Here is a 22,544-nt window from a genome sequence, read left to right on the forward strand (position 1 = left end):
CGCCCGCAGGCCTGGAAGAAGAACCCCCAGATGTCCCAGTACACCCGGCTGAGGCTCGTCTACACCGACACCAAGCCCGCCGGATACACCCAGACGGTCACCTACCCCCTGTGGAACTGATCCCGGCGGTCGTGTCCGGCCGCCCGGACCAACAGGCGGGCGACGTGCAGGTCCACGGTGAACGCCCCACGGATCCGCCTGGCCCCAGGCGGGTGTGACGAGGCGTCAGGAGGGCCGCAGCAGCTCGCGCAGCCCGGCGGTGTCGAGGATGTGGGCGCGGGTCGGGAACACCTTGTCGAGCAGCACCCGATGGGTCTCGGGATCGGGGTCGGCGACGCCGTCGGCCAGCACGAAGACACGGTAGTCGCGGTCGGCGGCGTCGATGAGCGTGGACAGGACGACGCCGCTGGTGCTGATCCCGGTGAGCACCAGGGTGTCGATACCGCGGTCGCTCAGCCGCTGGTGGAGATCGGTGGTGGAACCCGAACCGAAGCGGACCTTGCGGACGACGATGTCCCCGGCCTCCGGCGCGATCCGCTCGTCGATCCGGGTCGCGGGGTCCTCGTGGTGCAGCATCTTCGCCGCGGCCACGGCCGTGAAGGCCTTGTTGGTCTCGGGGACCCGTGTCCAGTCGTCCTCGGTGAAGGCGACGCGTACGTAGCCGATGGTGCCGCCCGCGGCGCGGACGTCGGCGATGGCACCCCGAACCCGCTCGACGAGCGCGTCGGAGTCGGGGGCGAGGGGGACGATCCCGCTCTGGAAGTCCATCGCCAGCAGGGCGGTCCGCTCGGGGCTGAGGGTGTGCGGGGTGGTGGTGCTCACGCGGGGTGCTCCTCGGTGGGGTTCTCGCCGAAGCGGCCGGAGGGGTCCGGTCGTCGGCTCGTGGTGCGGTACATCAGGTGGCGGTCCAGGACGGTCAGCAGGAGGACCGCGAGACCGGCCGCGACGAGGACGAGGCCCAGGCTGTGCAGGCCGTGGTCGCTCACCCCGTCCCGGAAGACGAAGCCGCCGATCACGGCGGAGGTGATGGTCCCGAGGTATCCGAAGGTCCGGAACAACCCGGAAGCGGTGCCGATCCGTTCGGGCGGCGCCGCGAGGTAGAGCGCGGTCTGGTTCCCGGCCGTGGTGGCGGCGGACGTGACGCCGAAGACGAGGGAGACCAGCACGATCGCGACCGCCGGACTGTGCGAGGTGAGCAGCATGACGCCGGCGGAGCCGAGCAGCATGGTCACCGCCGAGACGATCAGCGGACCGCGCACCAGGTTGCGGCCGGCGAGCGGGCGCGAGAGCAGCGCGGAGACGGCGCCCATCGGCAGGAGCAGCAGTCCCGCCTCCACCGTGGAGATCCCGTGCGCGGCCTCCATCCACTGGGTCATCCCGTACATCACGGAGTAGACGCCGAGCAGGGTGAGCGCCTGGCGCAGGTAGGTACGGGAGAGGGCGCCGTTGGCGGCGAGGCCGCGGAAGTCGAAGAACGGCTCTGCCCTCCGCAGCTCCCACACCACCGTGGGCACGCCGGTCAGGACCAGCACGGCGAGCGCGACCCGTCCGATGTCGGGGAGGCCCGTCACGAAGATGACCAGCGCGCTCATCGACCCGGCGAAGCCGAGGATGCCCGGCAGATCGATCCGCGCGGCGACCTCGCGAAATCCGTGGGGCCCGCGGTCGGGTACGGGGTCCCTGGGCAGCCCGCGCACGGCCATCGCCATCGCGACCGCGGTGACCGGGATGTTGATCAGGAACGCCCAGCGCCAGCCCGCGGAGCCCACCAGCAGTCCGCCGAGGGGCGGTCCGACGGCGACGGTGGCCATGCCCGCGACCGCGATGCCACCGAGCACGCCGCCTGGTGGAGCGTCCGCTCCCGCTTCCTGGGCGCGGCGTCGGATCAGCACCATCGCGCAGGGGAAGGCGGCCGACGTGCCGACGCCGATCAGCACCCGGGCCACGGTCAGCGTCGCCAGGTTCCGGCCGAGGCCGCCGACCAGGCCGCCGAGCAGCACCAGCACGATGCCGGAGAGGAAGATCCGGCGCGGTCCGAGCACTTCCGCGAGCTTGCCCGCGGTGGGCTGCGCGACGGCGCTGGCCAGATACAGCGAGGAGACCAGTACGGCGGTGCTGCCCACCGGGACGTGCAGATCGGTGGCCATCGGAACCAGGGCGGTCGCGATGATGGAGCTGTTGATCGGGTTGAGGGCGGAGCCGACGTAGAGCGGCGCGGTGAACGACCGGGCGAAGGGGGCGCGTGCGGGACCGCGCGACGTGCCGTGGGCCTGGGCGGGGGCGGCTTTCATATGCCGCCGTGGCCCAGGTCGGCGGCGGCGAGACGCTCCAGCAGGTCGATGGCCTTCTCCACGTCCTCGCGCTCCTCTGGGGGGACGACCCGTTCGATGGCCCGTGCCAGGAAGGAGGCGCGTCCCGCCAGCAGTCCGTCGACCAGGTCGGTCGCGGACGGGGCGGCACTCATCAGCTTCTTGCGGCCGTCCCGCGGATCGGGGGTGCTGTGGATCAGCCCGGCGGCCTTGAGTACCGCCAGGCTCTGGGCGATGGACTGCGCGCTGACGTGTTCGAGCGAGGCGAGCCGGGCCGCCGTGACCGGTCCCTCCCGCACCACGCTCGCCATCACGGCCAGCTGTGTCGGGGTCAGTCCGGTCGCGTGCTGTCCCGATTCCGCCCGCAGACGTGCGCGCAGTCGCACGATCGCGTCGTTCAGGCGCTGTGCGTGCGCGGCGGACTTCGGCGGTCCGGGCTCCGTGGTCATGGCGCCAGGCTAGAACTCGACAAGCAACTTTGCCAAGTTACTTGTGGAGTTTTTCGTGCATCCTCGACCGTCCAGGGCTCCTGTAAGTAACTATCCAGTTATTGACATTCGTCGAGCGACTGCTCTAGGTTCTCCCTAACTGGTTAGTTTCAATCTGGAGGAACGGCGTCATGGAGACCCGCACACTTGGCCGTCAGGGCCTGACCGTCAGCGCCCAGGGCCTCGGCTGCATGGGCATGAGCGTCTTCTACGGCGCCACCGACGAGACCGAGTCGCTGGCCACCGTCGACCGTGCGCTGGACCTGGGCGTCACGCTCCTCGACACCGCGGAGAGCTACGGCCCGTTCGTCAACGAACAGCTCCTGGGCAAGGCGCTGGCCGGACGCAGGGAAGCGGCCGTGCTGGCCACCAAGACCGGCATGGAGATCACCGACGACGGCCGGATGGTGGGCCTGAACGGCCGGCCCGCGTACGTGCGCCGGGCCCTGGACCGTTCGCTGCGGCATCTGGGCACCGACCACGTCGATCTTTACTACCTGCACCGGATCGACCCCCAGGTGCCCATCGAGGAGACCGTCGGTGCGCTGGCCGAACTGGTGGCCGAGGGCAAGATTCGTCACATCGGGCTGTGCGAGGCGTCCGCGCGGACGATCCGGCGCGCGCACGCCGTGCACCCGCTGACCGCCGTGCAGACCGAGTACTCGCTCTTCGAGCGCGAGATCGAGCACAACGGTGTGCTCGACGCCCTGCGGGAGCTGGGGATCGGCCTGGTCGCGTACTCCCCGCTGGGCCGGGGTTTCCTGTCCGGCGCCATCACCGGCACGGACGACCTCGCCGAGGACGACTGGCGCCGCACGGACCCCCGGTTCCAGGGCGAGAACTTCGACCGCAACCTGGACGTCGTCCGTGAGGTCCGCCGCATCGCCTCCGCCAAGGACGTCACCCCCTCCCAGCTGGCGCTCGCCTGGGTCCAGCACCAGGGCGCGGTCGCCATCCCCGGCACCAAGCGCCGCCGCTACCTGGAGGAGAACGTCGCCGCGGCCGAGGTCACCCTCACCGCCGGCGACATCGCCGCGATCGAGGCGGTCGCTCCGCACGGCGCGGTCACCGGCGAACGCTACGCACCCGAGTACATGGGGACGCTCAACGGCTGACTCCCCGCAGGCGCGCGCCGCCGACCGAGGGCCGTCCTCCACGCCCCGGCGACCGTCACCGACTCCACCCGCGTGTCCGCCTCGGACGTCGACCCGGACCCCGCCCGCGCCGTGCGCGACCGCGAGTTCCGGCGGCCGGACACCGTGATCGCCCCCGGGCACCGCACCGCCGGGGTGTTCGGCCGGGTGACACCGGCGGGCAGCACCTACGAATCGACTCCCGTCAGCCGGGCGCCGACCGCCGGACGACGGCGCCCGCCTTGCCGGGCACACCCCCAACCCCCCACCCCCGCGCCGGAGAAGCCGGCCCCGCCGGCAGGTGGTCCGCATGTCCGGACAGCCGGCGCACCGAAACAGGAGACCTCACTCATGTCCGTATCCCAGACGCCCCACCCGTTCGGGGCGAACACCACCGCCGCCGAAGTCGTCGACGGCGTGGACCTGCACGGCCGCCGGGCCGTGGTGACCGGAGCCAGTTCCGGAATCGGGGTGGAGACGGCCCGGGCGCTGGCCAGCGCCGGCGCCGATGTCACCCTGGCCGTGCGGAGCACCGACGCGGGCGCCCGGGTGAAGGCGCGCCTGGAGGTCGAACTTCCGTCCGGTTCAGGGGGACTGAGCGTCAAGCGGCTCGATCTGGCCGACCGGTCGACGGTGGACGCGTTCGTGGCCGACTGGTCGGGCCCGTTGCACATTCTCGTCAACAACGCCGGGGTGATGGCCCTTCCGGAACTCACCCGCACCCCGGACGGCCGGGAGACCCAGTTCGGCGTCAACCACCTGGGCCACTTCGCGCTGGCCGTCGGGCTGCGCCCGGCGCTCGCGGCCGCCGAGGGCGCCCGCGTCGTGTCGGTCGCCTCGATCGGTCACCTCTTCTCACCCGTGGTCTTCGACGACCTGGACTACCGGTTCCGTCCCTATGACCCGTGGACCTCGTACGGGCAGTCGAAGACGGCCAACGTCCTGTTCGCCGTCGGTGCCGCCGAGCGGTGGGCCGACGACGGCATCACGGCCAACGCCCTGATGCCGGGGAACATCGCGGACACCTCGCTGGCCCGGCACATGGACCCGGCGCAGCTGGCCGGGTTCATCGACGCCACCGGGCTGGCGCTGCCGCCGGGGAAGACCGTCGGGCAAGGTGCCGCGACCTCGGTGCTGCTGGCCGCCTCACCCACCGTGGAGGGCGTCACCGGCCGCTACTTCGAGGACTGCGCGCCCTCCCCGACGGTCACCGAACGAGCCGACGCCATCGCCGGCGTGGCGCCCTACGCCCTGGACCGGGCGAACGCGGAGCGGCTGTGGACCGTGTCCGAAGCCCTCGTCCGCCAGTAGGTCACCGGTGTCCGGACGGTCCGACCATGGCCGCCGGATCGACGATGCGGTCGAACTCGGCCGCGCTGACATAGCCACTGGCCACGGCGGCCTCGCGCAGGGTCGTACCCTCGTCGTCGGCCTTGTGGGCGATCGCGGAGGCCTTGTCGTAGCCGATCTCCGGTGACAGGGCGGTGACCAGCATCAGGGAGCGGTCGACGTAGTCGGAGACCTGCTCACCGTGGAGTTCGGCGCCCTCGACGCAGTACTCGCGCAGCTTCTGGCAGGCGTCGGCGAGGATCGTGGACGCGTGCAGGAAGTTGTTGATGATCACCGGGCGCATCGCGTTGAGCTCGAAGTTGCCCTGGGAACCGGCGAAGGCGATCGCGGAGTCCTCCGACAGGACCTGGATGCAGACCATCACCATGGCCTCGCACTGGGTCGGGTTGACCTTGCCGGGCATGATCGAGCTTCCGGGCTCGTTGGCGGGAAGAACCAGCTCGCCCAGCCCGCAGCGTGGCCCGGAGGCCAGCCACCGGATGTCGTTCGCGATCTTCATCAGGGGCACCGCCAGGGCCCGCAGGCCCGCCGACGCGTTGACCATGGCGTCCAGGCCGCCCTGCGCGGCGAACTTGTTCGCGGCGGTGACGAACGGGTAGCCGGTCGCCTCCGCGATCTCGTGGGCGATCTCCTCGGCGAAACCCTCCGGAGCGTTCAGGCCGGTGCCCACCGCCGTACCGCCCGCGGCGAGTTCGAACAGGCCCTGGGCGGACGCGGTCGCCACGGACATGGCCTGCTTCAACTGGTGGGCGTAGCCGGACCATTCCTGCCCGACGGTCAACGGGACCGCGTCCTCCAGATGGGTACGGCCGATCTTCACCACGTTCTGCCACTGCTCCGCCTTGGCCTCGACGGAACGGTGCAACGCCTGTACAGCCGGCAGCAGGTGCTCGTGGACCTCCTTGACCGCGGCGATGTGCATAGCGGTGGGGAAGGTGTCGTTGGAGGACTGCCCCATGTTCACGTGGTCGTTGGGGTGCACCGGGGTCTTGCTCCCCAGTTCACCGCCGGTCAGCTGGACGGCACGGTTGCCGATCACCTCGTTGGTGTTCATGTTGGACTGCGTGCCCGAGCCGGTCTGCCAGACGTACAGCGGGAAGTTCTCGTCGAGCGCGCCGCTGATCACCTCGTCGCTGACCCGCTCGATCAGGTCCGCCATCCAGCCCGGCAGCCGTCCGGCGCGGCCGTTGACGATCGCGGCGGCCTTCTTGACGTGACCGTAGGCGTGGTAGACCGCCTTCGGCATGCGGTCGTCACCGATCGAGAAGTGGATGAGCGACCGCTGGGTCTGCGCGCCCCAGTACCGGTCGGCGGGCACGTCCACGGCACCCATGGAGTCGGTCTCGCGCCGTGTCCCGGTCGCCGACAGGCCGATCGGCAGATCCAGGACCGTCGGCGCGGGGTCCCCGTCCGCGCCGCTCACGCCGCGCCGCCGTCGGAGTACGTGGGCTGCCACATGGCGTCCTGGACCGCCTGCACCACGTTGTCGATCCTCGCGGTGGCGACGCCGTCCGCCTGGGCGGCCCGCACGACGGCGACCGCGGTGGTGGCGGTCGAGGCGCGCAGGTTCTCGACCTCGGGCAGCAGGGAAGCGCCCGGTGCGCTGACGTCGACCTGGCCGGCGACCGCCTCGGCGGCCGCGATCAGCATGCCCGGAGTCACCGTGTCGGCGCCGGAGACGATGGTGCCCAGCCCCAGCCCGGGGTACACGAGCGCGTTGTTGGCCTGGCCGAAGTGGTAGTCCACGCCCTCGTACCGCATCGGTCCGAACGGCAGCCCGGTCGCGACCAGCGCCTTTCCGTCCGTCCACTCGATCACGTCCTGCGGCTCCGCCTCGATCTTCGAGGTGGGGTTGGAGATCGGCAGGATGATGGGCCTCTCGACCCCACGCGCCATGGCCTTGACGACCGCCTCGGTGAACGCGCCGTGCGCGGTCGAGGTCCCCAACAGGATCGTCGGAGCCGCGTGGCCGACCGTCTCCAGCAGCGAGGCCGCTCCGTCGCCGCCCCACCCCTCGACGTCCTCGGGCCTGCGGGCGTACGGCTTCTGGAAGTCACGCAGGTCGGTCATGTCGCTGGTCAACAGCCCCTGCTTGTCCACCAGCCAGATCCGCGAGGTGGCCTCCTCCGGCGTGGCGCCGTCGCGCACCATCGCCGCGTGGATCTGGTCGGCGATGCCCACGCCCGCTGTTCCGGCGCCGAACACCACGAGCTTCTGGCTCCGCATCGGCACGCCGGTCACCTTCACCGCGGACAGCACGGAGGCCAGGGTGATCGCCCCGGTTCCCTGCAGATCGTCGTTGAAGATGCGGTAGCCATGACCGTACGTCTCCAGGATCCGGCGGGCGTTGTCCGGTCCGAAGTCCTCGAAGTGCAGCAGAGCGTTCGGGAACATCCTGGACGCGGTCTCCAGATACTTCTCGATGAACGCGTCGTAGGCGGCGCCACGGACCCGCGCGTGCCGGTTGCCCAGGTACAGAGGGTCGTTGAGCAGGGCCTCGTTGTCGGTTCCGACGTCCAGCGACACCGGGATCACGCGGCGCGGGTCGATCCCCGCGGCGGCCGTGTAGATGGCGAGCTTGCCGATCGCGATCTCGATGCCGCCCACCCCCCAGTCACCGATGCCCAGGATCTCCTCGGCATCGGTGCACACGAGCAGTTCGACGTCCTCGGACCTGAGCCCCAGGGTGCCGAAGGCCGCCTCGATGTCGTCCGGCGCGTCGATCGACAGGAAGATCCCGCGCGGGCTGCGGAACTCCTCGGAGTACGTCTCGATGGCGTCGCCGACGGTCGGGTCGTAGACGACCGGGAGCAGTTCGGCGAGGTGATCGGCGAGCACCCGGTAGTAGAGGGTCTCGTTGCGGTCGTGCAGCTGCTCCAGGTACACGTACTTGGCCAGGTCGTCGCGCTGGCTCCGCAGTTGCCGGTACGCCCGCTGCGCCTGCTGGCCCAACGTCAGTACGTTGGACGGCAGTCGGCCGGTCAGCCCGTACTCGTCCCGCTCGGAGGCGCTGAACGCGACCCCGTGATTGCTCATCGGGTCCTGGAGGACGTCCGGTGTCGACGGCGTCCGGACCGAATGCGTGGTGCTCATCCCATTCCCCTAGCCATGGCTGGTTCACGAACCATCGGAGGCCGAGCGCCGCGAGAGGCGGCGGACGGCGCGCTCCTGGCACCCACGCATCACAACCCGTCGCACGTCACGTGCGGAACGCGATGAGCGGCGCGTCCAGGGCCTCGCTCATGACTTCAGGCTACGCCCGGGCACCGTGACCGACATCTGCGACGCCGTCGTCCTCCAGTGTGGCCGAGCCGTCGCACACAGCCACTGAACTGCGGTTACGTGATCGGTGCCAGCACCAGTGCCAGTGCCGGTCCCCCTGCCGGTGCCGGGCAGCGAGGCCTCCAGGGCGCGGTGCTCGCACCCTGGAGGCCTCGTTTCCTTGTCTTCTGCGCCGGGTCCCCGACCTGGGGCCCGCGACGGGTCAGCGAGTGGTGAGCATGCCCGCGCGGAGCTTGGCGAGGGTGCGGGTCAGCAGGCGGGAGACGTGCATCTGGGAGACGCCGAGGTGCTCGCCGATCTGGGCCTGGGTCAGCTCGTCGACGAAGCGCATGTGGATGATGCGCCGTTCACGGTCGTCGAGTTCGGCGATCAGGGGGGCCAACGCGTTGAAGTCCTCGACGAGTTCGAGGGCGCTGTCGTCGGCGCCGATGAAGTCGGCCAGCGCGGCCTCGCCCTCGTCACCGGAGTTGATGGCGGCGTCGAGGGACGAGGAGGCGTAGCCGTTGGAGGCGAGGCGAGCCTCGTTGACCTCCTCCTCGCTGAGGCACATCAGCTGGGAGAGCTCCTTGACGGTGGGGGTGCGGCCCAGCCGGCTGCTCAGCTCCTCGGTCGCCTTGGCGAGCTGGATGCGGGCTTCCTGCAGACGCCGGGGCACGTGGACGGCCCAGCTGGTGTCGCGGAAGAAGCGCTTGATCTCGCCGACGATGTAGGGGACGGCGAAGGAGGTGAACTCGACCTCGCGGGTGAGCTCGAACCGGTCGATCGCCTTGATGAGCCCGATCGTGCCGACCTGGACGATGTCCTCCATCTCGTCCTGACTGCGGCTGCGGAAGCGCGCCGCCGCGAAACGGACGAGGGAGACGTTCATCTCGATGAGCGTGTTGCGCGCGTACTGGTACTCGGGTGTGCCCTCGTCGAGAACGCCGAGTCGGTCGAAGAAGAGCCTGGACAACTGCCGGGCGTCCTTGGGGGCTACGCGTGACGGGTCGGCGATCTCCGGCAGCACCGTCAGCCGTGCCTCTGTCGTCTCGGTCACTGTCATGCCAGGCCCCTCCCATGTGTTCCGGCCCCCGTGCCGCCGGCCGATGAGGGCCGACGAAGGTTCGCGTACCCGCCCTGGGGAAATACATACCAGGCGATCTGAGAGCGAGCCGGAAAGTCTGCGCGGGGGCCGGGGCGGCACGGGAACGGCTGCGAAGGCCACCCGCTCGGAGCGCGGGTCTCCGGACGAGGGCCGGGGGCAGCCCTCAGACCGCGGGATGCGATCCGACGGCCTGCCGGTAGGCCACGTGCCCGCCCAGCGCACCGCTCACGGCGACGGCCGCCAGGCCGCCCAACGACCACAGCCGGCCCTTCGCCGAGTGACCGCGCAGTCGCGCCGCCAGGGACGCGGTGTAACACGCCACCGCGGCCACGTTCGAGACGGCGTGCGCCAGTCCGACCCGGGCCTGCTCGGGCGGCAGGTCCGCCCAGTCGGCCCAGCCGGCGACGGCTGCCGGGGCCGCTCCGGCCAGCCCGACGGCCGTGAGGGTGGTGGGCGCGTGCCGCCCTGACGGCGCGATGTCCAGGACGGCGGCCGACAGCCAGCAGCCGATCGGTACCTGGACCAGGACGGGATGCACAGGATGGCCCAGTTGCCTGCCACGCAGCAGATCGCGTACCTCGCCCAGCGGCAGCGAGCGGATTCCTCGCTGGAGAAGCCGGATCGCGGGATCCGCCGCCCCCGACCGCTCGATACGGTCCAGGGCCGTCAGCCACCATGCCGACGCGGTGTCCAGGGCCGAGGGCGTCCAGGAACGGGCCGAGGTGTCGGGGACGTGAGTGCTCATGCACAACGACTACCCGGCAGCACGCCGCCGTCCCGCCGCGGCCCCGACTGCACCCGAACGGTCTGCCCACCGACGGGGGAGCCGGCCGGAGTGCGCCCCCAGGTCCCGGCACGCCCTCCGGCCGGGGAGACACCCGGCCGGACCGTCACCGCGACGCCGCCGGACCGCCGCTTCACCGGCCACGGGAGGCACCGCGAGCACCTCACGTCCGCCCTCTGACGACCTGCGTGACATGGGCGGCATGGGGCGTCGAGACCGGGGCACATGGACGTTGCACGACAGGGATCCAGAGGCCGCCGACCGGGTGGCCGACCGGATTTCACCTGTCCCGGGTCACTCAGCGGGCGGGAAGAGGGTGCTGTGGGCCCGAAGCGATGAGGGCCCGCACGTACCGAAGAGACTTGAAGATCGGAATCGACATGATTGTCCTTGGCGCCATTCTGCTCGTCATCGGCCTGCTGGTCGGTGTGTCCCTGCTGACGACGGTGGGCGGTGTGCTCGTCGTGGTCGGCGCGGTCCTGTGGATCCTGGGTGCGAGCGGCCGCTCGGTGGGCGGGCGCAAACACTACTTCTAGACCGGCACTTCCGGACCCGCGCCCAGCGCGGGCACGGCGACGCGAACGCCCGGCCGGGGACGGACCCCGGCAGGCGCGTCACCGGCTGAGCCGAAACCCCGTCCTGCCGACCGACGTTCCCTGAGTACGGCCCCGGGGCCTGCGGAGAAGTACCTTCCGCCGGCCCCGTCGGCATGCCCGCCGCCGTCGGCGGGGGAGAAGGGACACCGGCCGCTGTCACCGCACCGTGAGAGGTGAAGCCGCCACCGCGCCGTCAGACGTGAAGTGGGGGCCGGCCGGAGGGTGTCCGGTCGGCCCCCTGTTCGTGGGGTGGTGGGGTGGGGTCAGGGGCGGCGGTGGCCTTGGTAGTAGGTGCCGACCTGCTCGTGGTAGCCGGCGTCGCCGATGTGCTTGTCCTTGTCGAACTCGGGGGAGTCCTTGATCTGGTCCTTGGTGAGAGCGACGTAGATCTTCCGTTCGGCCTGGTCGATGGTGGTCACGGTGCCGGCGGGGAGCAGGACGTGCTTGCCGAAGATCCATACGCCGGTGTCGACGACGAGGTAGGAGGAGTGGACGTCGTCGGAGTGCTTGTCGACCTTGCCGATGCTGCCGTCGGTGGCCTCGACCTTGTAGCCGATCAGGTCGGTGCCCGGGGCGTGGCCGGTGGTGGGCTGGTAGCCCCAGATGCTGTCGCTCATAAAAACGGCTCCTTCTTCGATATTTTTCGCTTTACCGCGGTCGGGGATTGCGGGTTCGTGCGGGTGTCATCGAATTCGGTGACGTTTTCCCGGGACGCCGGGTGCCCGTTGTCCGGGGTGCTACACATCGAATGTTTTTGGGTCGGGGCGGGGTGGGACGGATGTTTTCCGTGTGGAAACTTTCCGGGTTTGGGGGCCGCGTACGGGGTGAGACGGGGAGTGAATGATTCTCCGAGGACGAAGGATGTGAGCGGCATGGCTGCGGACGAGAAGGCTCAGGCCAAGGGCGAGCAGGTCGAAGGCAAGGTCAAGAAGGTCGTCGGCGGTGCGGTGGGCAACGAGTCCCTGCGGGCCGAGGGGCGGGCCGAGGAGTCCAAGGGGGACCTGCGGGCGGCCAAGGAGAAGGCCAAGGACGCCGTCAAGCCCAAGTAACGCCACGGCCGGCCCGGGTGTGGGCGGCGTGTCCGATCCCGGCAGCCCGAATTCCCTTCGGACTGCCGGGATCAATGCTGTCCAAGCGACGACGCGATGCGTACCGCCCCGGAAACCTTCTGATCGCCCCACGAATGTTTGATCGGCGCTGAGACGTGCACGCGCCCCGTATGACCTATTCGAAACGAGAGACGGAACGAAAGTACGAAGCCCCCTCGGCCGATGACACCGCGTGGCTGCCGGACCTCACCACCGTGGACGGCGTCGCGTCGGTCGTGGCTGAGGGCCCCGACGAACTGGACGCCGTGTACTACGACACCGACGACCTGCGTCTGGTCGGCGCGTCGGCGACACTCCGGCGACGGACCGGTGGGGCCGACGCGGGCTGGCACCTCAAACTGCCCCTGTCCGGGGACACCCGGGAGGAGGTTCAGGCCCCGTTGTCCGACACGGTTCCGGTCACCCTGCGTGACCTGGCTCTCTCCCGTACCCGAGGCGAAGAGCTGCGGCCCGTCGTCCGCATCCGGTCCACCCGCAGCACGCGGCACCTCGTCGATCCCGACGGCGCGGTCCTCGCCGAGCTGAGCCTCGACCGGGTGCGCGCCCAGTCGCTGCTCGGCGACAACACACGGGCCGCGCACACCTCATGGACCGAGATGGAGGTCGAGCTCGCCGAGAGCACCGATCCCGCACTGCTCGACGCCGTGGACAAGGCGCTGCGCGAGAACGGCGTCGACCGCGCGGGCAGTCCGTCCAAGCTCGCCCGGGCCCTGGAGGAGACGGGAGCGCCGCACCCGTCGCGGGCGCGTGCCGACGACCTCGTACCCGGCTCGGCCGCCGACGAGGTCCTCCGGTACGTGGACGCGCAGGTGCACACCATGGTGGACCTCGATCCCGCCGTACGCCGCGGTCTGCCCGACTCGGTGCACAGGATGCGCGTCACCTGCCGTCGACTGCGCGGCGTCCTGCGTACCTACCGGTCGGTGCTGGCGCGTGAGGTCACCGATCCGATCCGCGCGGAGCTCAAGTGGCTGGGCGGTGAGCTGGGCGCCGAGCGTGACCAGGAGGTCCTCGCGGGACGGCTCGACGCGCGTATCGCCGCCTGGCCGCGCGAGTTGGTCCTCGGGCCCGTCGACGCGCGGTTGCGGGCGTGGAACGTCTCCCGCTCCTCCGAGGCGCGGCAGCGCACCCTCGACGCCCTGCTCTCACCCCGCTATCTGGCCCTTCTGGATTCCCTGACCAGGCTGACGAAGCGGCCCCCGCTGCGTCGTAAGGCCACGCGCAAGCCCGAGAAGGTGTTGGTCGGGGCGATCCTCAAGGAATTCGACCAGTTGGCAGGCCGGGTGACGCACGCGCTGGAGCTCTCCCCGGGTGCGGACCGGGACGCGGCGCTCCACCAGGCGCGCAAGGCGGCCAAGAAGACGCGGTACGCCACCGAACCGGCGCGCGCCTCGCTCGGCAGACCCGCCAGGCGACTCGGCAAGCGGGTCAAGGCCGTGCAGCAGGTGCTCGGGGAGCACCAGGACAGCGTCGTCGCGCGGGCCGCCCTGCGGAACCTCGCCCTGGCGGCGCACGCGGCGGGGGAGTCCGGCTTCACCTGGGGCCTGCTCTACGGCCAGGAGAAGGCCGTGGCCGAACGGTGCGAACGCGAACTGCCGAGTGCGTGGGCCGACGCCTCGAAACCGGGGCTGCGGAAGGCGCTCGTCCACTGAGCGGCGATTCCCTCCCTGCGCCACGTCTCCGGCGTCACGTCCGAGCGCGCCTCCGTGCACCGGTGGCGGGTCCTGCCCTTCGGCGGCGCTCACCAGGCCATCGAGGAGTCCGCGTGGTCCCGCTCGGCAGCGCAGGCCTCAGTCGTGCAACGTTCATCTAATTCTCGCGGTAACGCCTTGTCGCACTCTTCAGTGATCGCATATATCTGATCGTCCGTATGGCGAAGAACACGGATGCTTCTGGAGAGATGCACATATGAACGGCACCGTCGACGGCTTCAGCTACGGGATCGTCACGCCCGTGGCCGCCTATGTCATGGCCTGTCTGGGGGCGGCGCTGGGGCTGCGTTGTGTGGCCCGGACCCTCCACTACGACCAGGGACGCAAGCCCGCCTGGCTCGCGTTGGGCGCCGCGTGTCTGGGCTGCGGCATCTGGACCATGCACTTCATCGGGATGATCGGCTTCCAGGTCGAGCAGGCGGCCATCACCTACAACGTGCCCCTCACGGTCCTGAGCCTGGTGGTCGCCATCGTCGTGGTCAGTGTCGGGGTGTTCGTCGTCGGCTACCGGGGTGCCGCACCCGTACCGCTGGCCGTCGCGGGCGTGGTGACAGGCCTGGGGGTCGCGGCCATGCACTACCTGGGGATGGCCGCCATGCATCTCGACGGCGAACTGCACTACAGCGCGCCCGTCGTCGCCCTGTCCGTCCTGATAGCCATCGGCGCCGCGACCGCCGCTCTGTGGGCCGCCGTCGCGATCCGCGGCTCCCTGCCCTCCTTCGGCGCCAGTCTGATCATGGGCATCGCCGTCTCCGGCATGCACTACACCGGCATGGCGGCGGTGAGCGTCCACGTCCACACCGGCGCCGGACACACGTCGCAGGGACACACCCCCACCTCGCTGCTGCTGCCGATGCTCATCGGCCCCGTGGTCTTCCTCCTCGTGGCCGCGGTCATCGTCATGTTCGACCCGGTACTCATCCTCGGTGACGGCGACTGGAGCCGCGGCGACCGTGCGGGCCGGCGGGAACAGCCCGCGCCGGTGGAGCCCAACGCGTTCGAGCCCCGTTCCGGAGACCCGTCCCGTACGCGGACGCACCGGCGTTGACGGAGGCCCGCGCAGCCCGGTGACGACCCGAGGCGCGGGGCGGGGGGGGGGCCCCCCGGCCCCCCCCGGGGGGGTGGGGCCCCCCCCCCCCCCCGCGTCCCCCCCGCGGGCGGCCGCCGGCGCCCCCCCCGCCCCCCCCCCTCGCGTGTCGTCGCCCACGACCCGCTCCCAAGGGCCGCGACATCGCACCGCGTTGCCGCAGGCCGACCGGTCCCGCACCGGGATCCCCGGACGGGGGCGTGGTCCTGACCGTCGTCCTTCCGCCGCGGTGGTGATCGCGCCTACGCCAACACGTCGGCGGTCCGGGGGAGTTGTCGTCGCCCGGTGAACTGCGCTCCCGGTGAAGCGGAGGTGAAGGTTAACGCCACCTGACCTGATCCGGAGCGAAACGCTCCTGATGGTCATCTGCTCCATCCGGCGGAGAAACCTGCGATCCGCCGGGACGGTGTGCGGTGGCTGTGCGCACCGGTGTCCACCGGTCCGCACGTTCGTAAGGAAAAACTCAATGACACTTCGCGCAACGAGACCTGCGGGAGCCGGCATGCGCCGTACCGCGGTCGCAACCGCGGTGGCGCTGGCGTTCGCCGGCGCCGCGACCGGTGTGGGAACCGCTTTCGGTTCCACCGACGACGTGGCCTCGCACGGCCACCCGGTGGACCGGAACTGGCTCCCGGACACGCCGGAGAACTGGCCGCTGGTGGTGGACTACACCCACACCCCGGCCGAGACCGTCACCCGCGGTCTGCGGCACTACGGCGAGACCTACGACACGGTCGGTGGCCGCCAGCACATCCAGGTGCTCGAGGCCGACCTGTCCGACCCGAACCTCCGGGTCGGCGTCGTCGAGGCCGGCGACACCATCACCGATCCGCAGGACGAGACCCCGTCGTCGATGGCCCACCGCACCCACGCGGTGGCCGGCGTCAACGGAGACTACTTCGAGATCCACGCCAGCGGACGTCCGCTCGGCGGCGTCGTCTCCAACGGGCACCTGCTCAAGAGCCCCAAGCCGGGCTTCGCGTCCCAGTTGGGCGTCAAGCCCGACGGCACCATGGTGATGGGCCCGGAGACCTTCTCCGGGACGATCACCGCCGGCTCCGCGACCCGCCCGCTCTCGTCGGTGAACACCGTGAACGACGCGGCGTCCGGCGGCATCACCGAAGTCACCCCCGACCTCGGCGAGACCCCGGGCCTGCCCCAGCCCTCCACGCTGGTCCTCGGCCACACCGCGGGCGGCGGCTTCGTCGTCGACAGCGTCCGGACCGGTGTCACCACCGTGCCGCGGCTGACCTCCGATCAGCTCGGCCTGCTCGGCGCCGGGAACGGCGGACAGTGGCTGGGCGACACCCTGCACACGGGTGACGCGGTGGACATCGCCGCCCGACTGTCTCCCGACAACGATGTCACCCAGCTGGTCAGCGGCGTCGACACGCTGGTGAAGGACGGCAAGGTCTACAAGGACCCGACCGGCACCCCGCCGAGCGGCGCCAACCCGGAGACCGCGGTCGGCATCACCAAGGACGGCAAGCACGCCGTCGTCGTCGCCATCGACGGTCACGGCGGCGCCGACGCGGCGTTCGGAGTGACGCCCGAGCAGGCCGCGGGCTACATGGTCGCCCACGGCGCCTGGACCGCCATGCTCTTCGACGGCGGCGGCTCCACCGGCATGGTCAGCCGCGCCCCCGGCGCCGATCAGGCCGAGGTCGTCAACACCCCCTCCGACCAGCCCGGCAACACCGAACGCCCGGTCGCGAACGGCATCTTCTTCTACACCACCGCCAAGGAAGCCGGAGACGCCGTCAAGGTCGTGGTGAACGGCGGCGAGACGGTCACCACCGTCGCCGGCGGCGCCATCCCGGTTCCCGTGCACGCGCTGGACCGGTTCTCGAACCCGGCGTCCGGCCAGGTCAAGGTCCGGATCGAGCCCTCGTCCCTCGCCACCTACGAGGACGGCAAGCTGACCCCGCGCCGCACCGGCACGGGCCGGATCGTCGCCTCCGACGGCCGGGTCACGACCTCCGAGAAGCTCGAGGTCGTCAGCAAGCTCCAGTCCCTGACGGTCTCTCCCGACCAGGCCGACCTCGACAACGGCGCCACCCAGCAGCTCTCCCTGGCCGGCACGGTCAAGGGCGGGGACGCGGTGCGGATCCCCGCCGAGGCCGCCACCTGGAAGGTCACCCCGGACAACCTGGGAACCGTCGACGCGCACGGTCTGTTCACGTCGGACGCCGAGCACGGCGGTCTCGCCGAGGTCAGCGCCACCGTGGCCGGCACCACCACGACCACCTCGATCGCGGTCGGCCGGGTCACCAAGGTCGTCGACCCGATGACCAGCACGGACGTCTGGCGGCTCAGCAACAACACCACCGGCAAGCCGGCCACGCTGAGCGCGGACCCGGGTGTCGTCCCGCCGGAGTCCACCGAGTCCGGTTCGCTGCGCCTCGACTACACGATGCCGGCCGGCGCGGGCGTCAAGCAGCTCGTGCTGGCTCCGAAGGTCACGCTGAAGACCGACACCCACGACGGTCAGGTCCCCACCGGAATCGGTGTGTGGATCAAGGGCGGCGGCCCCGACGGCCTCCAGCTCGCCGAGAAGTACATCAACGTCGACGGCACCGCCAACACCCCCCTGTACCTGACCGGGGTCACGTCCGACGGCTGGCGACTGGCGGTCGCCCAGCTCCCGGCGGGCATGAAGTTCCCGCTGACCGTCAGCTACCTGGACTTCCTGGCCATCAGTCCCAGCACCACGTACACCGGTTCGCTGAACGTCGCCGGGCTGCAGGCGCTGTACTCGCCCCGACCGGTCGTCGAGCCCGAGTACAAGGCGATCCCGGAGAACCCGTCCTGGCTGAAGTTCGAGGAGGACTCGGCCCGGTTCGCCAAGCGCGGCGCGACCCTGCTCACCGGTGACGACGCCCACCTGCTCGCGAGCGACCCCGGTTCCGTGAGCAGCAACGTGATGGACTCCATCGCCAAGAGGCTGCCCACCCTCACCCCGCAGGCCCGGCCGGACGCCGCCCAGTTCCTCGGCGACATGTCCGACGACGGCAAGCCGGCGGACCTGCAGTTCGCCAAGTCCAAGATGGACGCCCTCGGTGTCCCCGAGCGCGACATCGTCGGCAACCACGAGATCACCCAGGGCGCCGACGCCGAGAACGGCAACTACAGCGACACCTTCGGCGACACCCACTACGGCTACTCCCAGGGTGCGGCGCGGATGATCGTCACCGACAACTCGCACGGCAGCCTGCAGTCCTCGGACCCGTTCCAGGACCCGGAGGGTGAGCAGTACCCCTGGCTGGTCCAGCAGTTGACGGACGCCACCGCCAAGGACGTGCTCGTCATCACGCACATGCCGGCGTACGACCCGCACCCCGCCGCGAACAGCCAGTTCACGGACCGGTGGGAGGCGCGGATGTACCTGAGGCTGGTGCAGCGCTACCAGGAGACCCACCCGAAGCAGCACGTGATCATGATGTACGGTCACGCCCGCGGCTTCTCCGAGCAGATCCTCGACCCCGAGGGGCGGAGCGTGACGACCGCCGAGGGCGGCATCCCGCAGTTCGCGTTCGCGGACCTCGGCATGCCCGCCTACGCGCCGGCCGATCAGGGCGGCATCTACCACTTCGGCCTGGTCCGGATCGGCGACGACGGCGACCTGCAGTACACGGTCGAGCCCGCCCTCGCGTCGATCACCGTCAAGGGCCCCAAGGACCCCCTCGCCGAGGGTGACCACGTCACCCTGACCGCGACCGGGGACCAGATCGCCGGCGACAACATCGCACCGCTCACCATCCCGATCGCGGACCCGGCGTCCCACCTCTGGAACTCGAGCAACCCGAAGGTGGCGTCGGTGGATCCCTCCACCGGAGCCCTGACCGCCCACCGCCACGGCACCGTCACCGTCTCGGTGACCTCCGGCGGCGTCACGGGCAGCGCCCAGGTGGTCGTCGAGTGACCTGATCCGTCACGGGAGTCCGGGCATCGCCCGCGCCGCCCGACGGCATGAGTGCGGGGAAGGAGGCCACTCCTTCCCCGCACGGCTTTTCCAACGCGGGCCGCACGCAAGGGAGTTCGCCGCGAACCACGCCGGGTGCCGTCCGGACCGGCGACCGCACCCTCGGCGAGGCCGGGTCGCCCCATCCGGATCCGATGTCCCTCTCGGACGCGTACAACCATCCGAACACGTCGTGGGTCACACCAGACAGGAGCAACCAACTCCAACGACAACAAGGGGGAAATATGCGATTCAACCGATCTGTCCTGACTGCTGCCACGCTGGCGGCACTGTCGGTCGGGACCGCGACCGCGATGACGGCACCCGCCTCCGCCGCGGCCAACACCACGCCGCAGAAGGTCTGCGGAAGCAGCTACCGGACCGTCAACTCGGCGCCCGTCGGGTCGCTGGGCACGGTCTACCTGACCTACAACGCCTCGAACGGCAGGAACTGCGTCGCGACCATCCGCAGCACCCCGGGCGCGCTCAAGGACATGTCGGCATGGATCTACGTCGGCGCCACCGACGAGGGGGCCCAGGACTACGGCCGGTACACGTCGTACGCCGGCCCGGCCTCCGTCTACGGCAAGGCGTACTGCGTCGACTGGGGCGGCAACATCGCCAACGTGTACGTGCAGGTCACCGGTTCCAACTGCAGCGCCCTCAAGGAGCACCGGGTCACCACGACCCGCTGATCCCTTCCACCCGACCGGCCGCCACGTTCTGTGTGCCGCCGTCACCCGGGGCCCGACCGTCGTCAGGGCGGACGAGTTGACGGCCGTCCGGAGACGATGAGCACGCGGCGGACCGTGCGGAGACCCGCGGTGTCCCACTCGCCCTGGCGGAGCCTGCCCGGTTCCGTCAGGGCGAGCTTTGTCGTCTCCGGGTGTGGGTGCGCATCCGGGGCTGTAGCCGGGTCCGGCGGGGAGTCCGGGTGCGCCGCCGAGGGTTCGGTCCGTGGCCGTCGGCGGCGCCGTGCCGGTGCTGTTCAGTCCGCCGTGGTGACGGGTCGGTCCGTCGTGGCGGAGAGCGGGCCGCCGGGGGCGAAGGCCAGCTCGGCGAAGCGTTCGCCGATACGGCGGTGGGTCGCCGCGTCGGGGTGCAGTTCGTCGGGGAGCGGCAGTTCGACGGCGTCGGCCTCGCCGTAGAGTTCACGGCCGTCGAGGTGGTGCAGGTTCGGGTCCTCGGCCGCTCTCTGCTTGACGATGCGGTCGAGTTCGGCCCTTATGATCCGCAGGGTGAGCTTCCCGGCGGCGGTCTCCGCGGGGTCGCCGGCGGCGCGGAAACGCAGTTGTCCGGCGCTCAGCGCGCTGAGGTCCGGGGCGCTGGGACCCGGCGTGTCCTCGTGGATGGGACACAGGACGGGCGACACGACCAGCAGTGGCGTGGTGGGGTGGCCCTCACGGACGGTGTCGAGGAAGCCGTGGACCGCCGGAGCGAACGCGCGCAGCCGCATCAGGTCCGTGTTGACCAGGTTGATGCCGATCTTGACGCTGATCAGGTCCGCGGGGGTGTCCCGCAGCACGCGCGCGGTGAACGGGTCGAGCAGGGCGCTGCCGCCCAGCCCGAGATTGATCAGCTCCACGCCGCCGAGGGCCGCCGCCAGCGCGGGCCACGTGGTGGTGGGACTCGCCGCGTCGGAGCCTTGGCTGATCGAACTGCCATGGTGCAGCCAGACCGCGCGGCCCCGGTCCGGCACCGGCTCGACGGGGGCGTCGGAGCGCAGCGCGACCAGTTCCGTCGTCTCGTTGTGCGGCAGCCAGATCTCGACGTCCTTCACGCCCCCGGGCAGATCGTCGAAGCGGAGGGTGCCGACCGGGCCCGGCGCGGTCGTCGCGGATCCGGTGGTCATGTCGATGGTCAGGACGTTGCCGCCGGCCACGCTCGCGCGGCCGGCCAAGCGGCCGTCGACAAGGAGGTCGTACACACCGTCCGGACGAGCCGGGGCGCCGACGTAGGCCCGTTTGGTGGGAAGCGTGTCCAGCTCGACGACGGTGGCCCGGGTACGCAGGGCCAGCCGCACGCCGGAGGGCTGGGCCTCGACCATGGCGAGCTGGGCGTCGGCGCACTGGGCGCGGGCGCGGGCGGGCAGCCGGTGCGGCAGTACACCGTGTTCGGTCCGCTCCAGTTCGAGGGCACCACGCAGGAGGTCCGCGGTGAGGGGTGTGGTGATCAGGGTGTTGCCGTTGCTCATGGTCCGGTGCCTGTGCCTGTTCGAGTAGGTGCGTCTGGTGCGTCTGGTGTCTCTGGTGCGCCCGGCGCTTCCGGAGCGCCTTGTCCGTCCGAGGTGTCCGGCGGGTCACGCCATGTGCGTGATGCCGCAGGAGGCGGCGGCCGCCGGTGGCGGTCAGACCGTCGCGGTCTACCGGTGGCGGTCTGCCCCTGGTGTCAGGCCGGTGGCCGTGAGGGGCTCTGCGCGGGCGCGGACCAGTTGCGCAGCAGGGTGTCGAGGGCGTCGACGACCCACGACCAGGATTCCTGGGAGTCGGGGGCGCTGTGGCTGAAGCCTCCGCTCATCTCCAGGGTGACGTAGCCGTGGAAGGTGCTGCCCAGCAATCGGACCGCGTGGGTCTGGTCCGGTTCCGTCAGGTCGTAGCCGCGCAGGATCGCCCGCGTCATCCGCGCGTGCCTGACCCCGGCGCTGGCGGCCGCCGTCTCGGGATCGAGCCTCAGCTGCGCGGCGGCGTAACGGCCGGGGTGCTCGCGCGCGTAGTCCCGGTAGGCGTTCGCGAAGGCCGCGAGGGCGTCTTTGCCGGCCCTCCCGGCCAGGGCTGCGGCGACCCTGTCGGCCAGCTCTCCCAGGGCCAGCAGGGCGATCCTGACCTTCAGGTCGTGCGAGTTCCTCAGATGCGAATAGAGGCTCGCGTCCTTGACGCCGAAGCGCCGGGCGAGCGCCGCGACGGTCACCTTGTCGAAGCCGACCTCGTCGGCCAGCTCCGCACCCGCCAGCGTCAGCCGTTCCGCGGTCAGCCCGGCTCTTGCCATGGCCATTCACCTACCAGACGGAGTCGAATAATGATTTGCCTAGGTCTCTTAGGCAATTTACCTTACTCCCATGGAACCGCTGACTGAGCAAGAGATCCGTACCGCGTTCGTGAACTGCACCAAGGGCGAGGCCAAGCGTCTGTCCGTCCCCCGCGACCTGGCCGACCGGCCGTGGGAGGACCTGGACTATCTCGGCTGGCGGGATCCCCAGGCCCCCGACCGTGCCTACCTCGTCAGCCCGCTCGACGGCGGTCTCAGGGGCCTCGCGCTGCGCTGTCCCAGCCCGGGCGCCCAGCAGATGCGCCGCAGCATGTGCTCGATGTGCCTGACCACCCACACCGGGGGTGTCTCCCTGATGGTCGCGCCGAAGGCGGGCAAGGCCGGGCAGCAGGGCAACTCGGTGGGCGCCTACATATGCAGTGACCTGGCCTGCTCGCTGTACATGCGCGGCAAGAAGGACGCGGGCGTCGGTGGCCGTCTCCACGAGTCGCTCACCCTGGAGGAGAAGGTCCAGCGGACCGTGTCCAACATCGCCGCGTTCGTGGCCAAGGTGACGGCGTGAACGCGGGGCAGGCCGGGTGGGCACGTGATTGACGAGGGCGGGAGCGCGGGGCTGTATGTGCCGGAAGGGGTACGGTCCCGGCCTCGCCCTTTCACCTGGGGC

General features: G+C 70.8%; 19 protein-coding genes. 9 read left to right on the plus strand and 10 right to left on the minus strand.

Going from position 1 to position 22,544, the window contains the following annotated elements; all coding sequences use genetic code 11:
• Positions 1-225 precede the first annotated feature (225 nt).
• From ACFV2J_RS04740 to ACFV2J_RS04750, 3 genes are read right to left on the minus strand one after another with little or no spacing between them, the layout of a single operon-like run.
• On the minus strand, positions 226-822 hold the full coding sequence (locus ACFV2J_RS04740) for a cysteine hydrolase family protein (protein ID WP_385083569.1): 597 nt from the start codon (positions 820-822) through the stop codon (positions 226-228).
• Entirely contained in the window at positions 819-2,291 is a 1,473-nt protein-coding gene (locus ACFV2J_RS04745; protein WP_385083568.1) for an MFS transporter, read from the minus strand. Before ACFV2J_RS04745 ends, ACFV2J_RS04740 begins: the two co-directional genes overlap by 4 nt.
• A complete protein-coding gene (locus tag ACFV2J_RS04750) occupies positions 2,288-2,758 on the minus strand; it encodes a MarR family winged helix-turn-helix transcriptional regulator (RefSeq protein ID WP_385083567.1) in 471 nt (156 codons plus the stop codon). Before ACFV2J_RS04750 ends, ACFV2J_RS04745 begins: the two co-directional genes overlap by 4 nt.
• Positions 2,759-2,928: 170 nt before the next feature.
• Here ACFV2J_RS04750 and ACFV2J_RS04755 point away from each other — a divergent pair, with 170 nt between their 5' ends.
• Both ACFV2J_RS04755 and ACFV2J_RS04760 read left to right on the plus strand, forming a co-directional pair.
• Positions 2,929-3,912, plus strand: coding sequence for an aldo/keto reductase (locus tag ACFV2J_RS04755; protein ID WP_385437329.1), 984 nt, complete (start codon positions 2,929-2,931; stop codon positions 3,910-3,912).
• A 369-nt stretch (positions 3,913-4,281) separates the two neighbouring features.
• Entirely contained in the window at positions 4,282-5,241 is a 960-nt protein-coding gene (locus ACFV2J_RS04760) for an SDR family NAD(P)-dependent oxidoreductase (RefSeq protein ID WP_385437331.1), read from the plus strand.
• Between the two features lies 1 nt (position 5,242).
• Here the strand turns inward: ACFV2J_RS04760 and fumC are convergent, their stop codons facing one another.
• The 4 genes from fumC to ACFV2J_RS04780 form a co-directional block, all read right to left on the minus strand.
• Complete coding sequence (gene fumC, locus ACFV2J_RS04765) at positions 5,243-6,703, minus strand: class II fumarate hydratase (protein ID WP_385096371.1); 1,461 nt, start codon at positions 6,701-6,703, stop codon at positions 5,243-5,245.
• Positions 6,700-8,373: an NAD-dependent malic enzyme gene (locus ACFV2J_RS04770; RefSeq protein ID WP_385096368.1), complete on the minus strand. Its 1,674-nt coding sequence runs from the start codon at positions 8,371-8,373 to the stop codon at positions 6,700-6,702. The genes fumC and ACFV2J_RS04770 overlap by 4 nt, the downstream gene beginning before the upstream one ends.
• A 391-nt stretch (positions 8,374-8,764) precedes the next feature.
• Complete coding sequence (locus ACFV2J_RS04775; protein ID WP_385437334.1) at positions 8,765-9,604, minus strand: RNA polymerase sigma factor SigF; 840 nt, start codon at positions 9,602-9,604, stop codon at positions 8,765-8,767.
• Positions 9,605-9,809: 205 nt separating this feature from the next.
• A complete protein-coding gene (locus ACFV2J_RS04780; RefSeq protein WP_385092180.1) occupies positions 9,810-10,391 on the minus strand; it encodes a DUF2231 domain-containing protein in 582 nt (193 codons plus the stop codon).
• Between the two features lie 419 nt (positions 10,392-10,810).
• On the opposite strand from ACFV2J_RS04780, the gene ACFV2J_RS04785 reads away from it, so the two are divergent.
• Positions 10,811-10,966, plus strand: coding sequence for a DUF6131 family protein (locus ACFV2J_RS04785; RefSeq protein ID WP_248002543.1), 156 nt, complete (start codon positions 10,811-10,813; stop codon positions 10,964-10,966).
• Positions 10,967-11,289: 323 nt separating this feature from the next.
• Here the strand turns inward: ACFV2J_RS04785 and ACFV2J_RS04790 are convergent, their stop codons facing one another.
• Positions 11,290-11,643: a PRC-barrel domain-containing protein gene (locus ACFV2J_RS04790; RefSeq protein ID WP_385437336.1), complete on the minus strand. Its 354-nt coding sequence runs from the start codon at positions 11,641-11,643 to the stop codon at positions 11,290-11,292.
• A gap of 255 nt (positions 11,644-11,898) precedes the next feature.
• Between ACFV2J_RS04790 and ACFV2J_RS04795 the strand changes: the two genes are divergently transcribed.
• The 5 genes from ACFV2J_RS04795 (at position 11,899) to ACFV2J_RS04815 (ending at position 19,590) form a co-directional block, all read left to right on the plus strand.
• Positions 11,899-12,075: a CsbD family protein gene (locus ACFV2J_RS04795; RefSeq protein WP_385096844.1), complete on the plus strand. Its 177-nt coding sequence runs from the start codon at positions 11,899-11,901 to the stop codon at positions 12,073-12,075.
• Between the two features lie 170 nt (positions 12,076-12,245).
• On the plus strand, positions 12,246-13,787 hold the full coding sequence (locus tag ACFV2J_RS04800; protein ID WP_385096846.1) for a CHAD domain-containing protein: 1,542 nt from the start codon (positions 12,246-12,248) through the stop codon (positions 13,785-13,787).
• A 256-nt stretch (positions 13,788-14,043) separates the two neighbouring features.
• Positions 14,044-14,895, plus strand: a complete 852-nt coding sequence (locus ACFV2J_RS04805) for an MHYT domain-containing protein (protein WP_385096849.1) — start codon at positions 14,044-14,046, stop codon at positions 14,893-14,895.
• 541 nt (positions 14,896-15,436) lie between these two features.
• Positions 15,437-18,856 (plus strand): phosphodiester glycosidase family protein, encoded by a 3,420-nt coding sequence (locus ACFV2J_RS04810; protein WP_385437340.1) that lies wholly within the window; start codon positions 15,437-15,439, stop codon positions 18,854-18,856.
• Between the two features lie 284 nt (positions 18,857-19,140).
• Positions 19,141-19,590 carry a spore-associated protein gene (locus ACFV2J_RS04815; protein WP_385086760.1) on the plus strand — a complete coding sequence of 150 codons (450 nt, stop codon included), beginning with the start codon at positions 19,141-19,143 and terminating at the stop codon, positions 19,588-19,590.
• A 293-nt stretch (positions 19,591-19,883) separates the two neighbouring features.
• On the opposite strand, the gene ACFV2J_RS04820 is transcribed toward ACFV2J_RS04815, so the two are convergent.
• Together ACFV2J_RS04820 and ACFV2J_RS04825 are read right to left on the minus strand one after the other, a co-directional pair.
• Positions 19,884-21,089, minus strand: coding sequence for a GDSL-type esterase/lipase family protein (locus ACFV2J_RS04820; protein WP_385437342.1), 1,206 nt, complete (start codon positions 21,087-21,089; stop codon positions 19,884-19,886).
• A gap of 194 nt (positions 21,090-21,283) precedes the next feature.
• Positions 21,284-21,880 (minus strand): TetR/AcrR family transcriptional regulator, encoded by a 597-nt coding sequence (locus tag ACFV2J_RS04825; protein ID WP_385086766.1) that lies wholly within the window; start codon positions 21,878-21,880, stop codon positions 21,284-21,286.
• A gap of 70 nt (positions 21,881-21,950) precedes the next feature.
• Between ACFV2J_RS04825 and ACFV2J_RS04830 the strand changes: the two genes are divergently transcribed.
• Positions 21,951-22,442, plus strand: a complete 492-nt coding sequence (locus ACFV2J_RS04830; RefSeq protein WP_385086769.1) for an FBP domain-containing protein — start codon at positions 21,951-21,953, stop codon at positions 22,440-22,442.
• Positions 22,443-22,544 lie beyond the last annotated feature (102 nt).

Source organism: Streptomyces sp. NPDC059668, from assembly GCF_042734135.1.
GTDB lineage: Bacteria > Actinomycetota > Actinomycetes > Streptomycetales > Streptomycetaceae > Streptomyces.

Excerpts from the sequence above, each read along its gene's own strand:
- ACFV2J_RS04745 (WP_385083568.1), bottom strand. The coding sequence starts at position 2,291 with ATGAAAGCCGCCCCCGCCCAGGCCCACGGCACGTCGCGCGGTCCCGCA.
- ACFV2J_RS04750 (WP_385083567.1), bottom strand. The coding sequence starts at position 2,758 with ATGACCACGGAGCCCGGACCGCCGAAGTCCGCCGCGCACGCACAGCGC.
- ACFV2J_RS04755 (WP_385437329.1), top strand. The coding sequence starts at position 2,929 with ATGGAGACCCGCACACTTGGCCGTCAGGGCCTGACCGTCAGCGCCCAG.
- ACFV2J_RS04760 (WP_385437331.1), top strand. The coding sequence starts at position 4,282 with ATGTCCGTATCCCAGACGCCCCACCCGTTCGGGGCGAACACCACCGCC.
- ACFV2J_RS04770 (WP_385096368.1), bottom strand. The coding sequence starts at position 8,373 with ATGAGCACCACGCATTCGGTCCGGACGCCGTCGACACCGGACGTCCTC.
- ACFV2J_RS04775 (WP_385437334.1), bottom strand. The coding sequence starts at position 9,604 with ATGACAGTGACCGAGACGACAGAGGCACGGCTGACGGTGCTGCCGGAG.
- ACFV2J_RS04780 (WP_385092180.1), bottom strand. The coding sequence starts at position 10,391 with ATGAGCACTCACGTCCCCGACACCTCGGCCCGTTCCTGGACGCCCTCG.
- ACFV2J_RS04785 (WP_248002543.1), top strand. The coding sequence starts at position 10,811 with ATGATTGTCCTTGGCGCCATTCTGCTCGTCATCGGCCTGCTGGTCGGT.
- ACFV2J_RS04790 (WP_385437336.1), bottom strand. The coding sequence starts at position 11,643 with ATGAGCGACAGCATCTGGGGCTACCAGCCCACCACCGGCCACGCCCCG.
- ACFV2J_RS04795 (WP_385096844.1), top strand. The coding sequence starts at position 11,899 with ATGGCTGCGGACGAGAAGGCTCAGGCCAAGGGCGAGCAGGTCGAAGGC.
- ACFV2J_RS04800 (WP_385096846.1), top strand. The coding sequence starts at position 12,246 with ATGACCTATTCGAAACGAGAGACGGAACGAAAGTACGAAGCCCCCTCG.
- ACFV2J_RS04805 (WP_385096849.1), top strand. The coding sequence starts at position 14,044 with ATGAACGGCACCGTCGACGGCTTCAGCTACGGGATCGTCACGCCCGTG.
- ACFV2J_RS04810 (WP_385437340.1), top strand. The coding sequence starts at position 15,437 with ATGCGCCGTACCGCGGTCGCAACCGCGGTGGCGCTGGCGTTCGCCGGC.
- ACFV2J_RS04815 (WP_385086760.1), top strand. The coding sequence starts at position 19,141 with ATGCGATTCAACCGATCTGTCCTGACTGCTGCCACGCTGGCGGCACTG.
- ACFV2J_RS04820 (WP_385437342.1), bottom strand. The coding sequence starts at position 21,089 with ATGAGCAACGGCAACACCCTGATCACCACACCCCTCACCGCGGACCTC.
- ACFV2J_RS04825 (WP_385086766.1), bottom strand. The coding sequence starts at position 21,880 with ATGGCAAGAGCCGGGCTGACCGCGGAACGGCTGACGCTGGCGGGTGCG.
- ACFV2J_RS04830 (WP_385086769.1), top strand. The coding sequence starts at position 21,951 with ATGGAACCGCTGACTGAGCAAGAGATCCGTACCGCGTTCGTGAACTGC.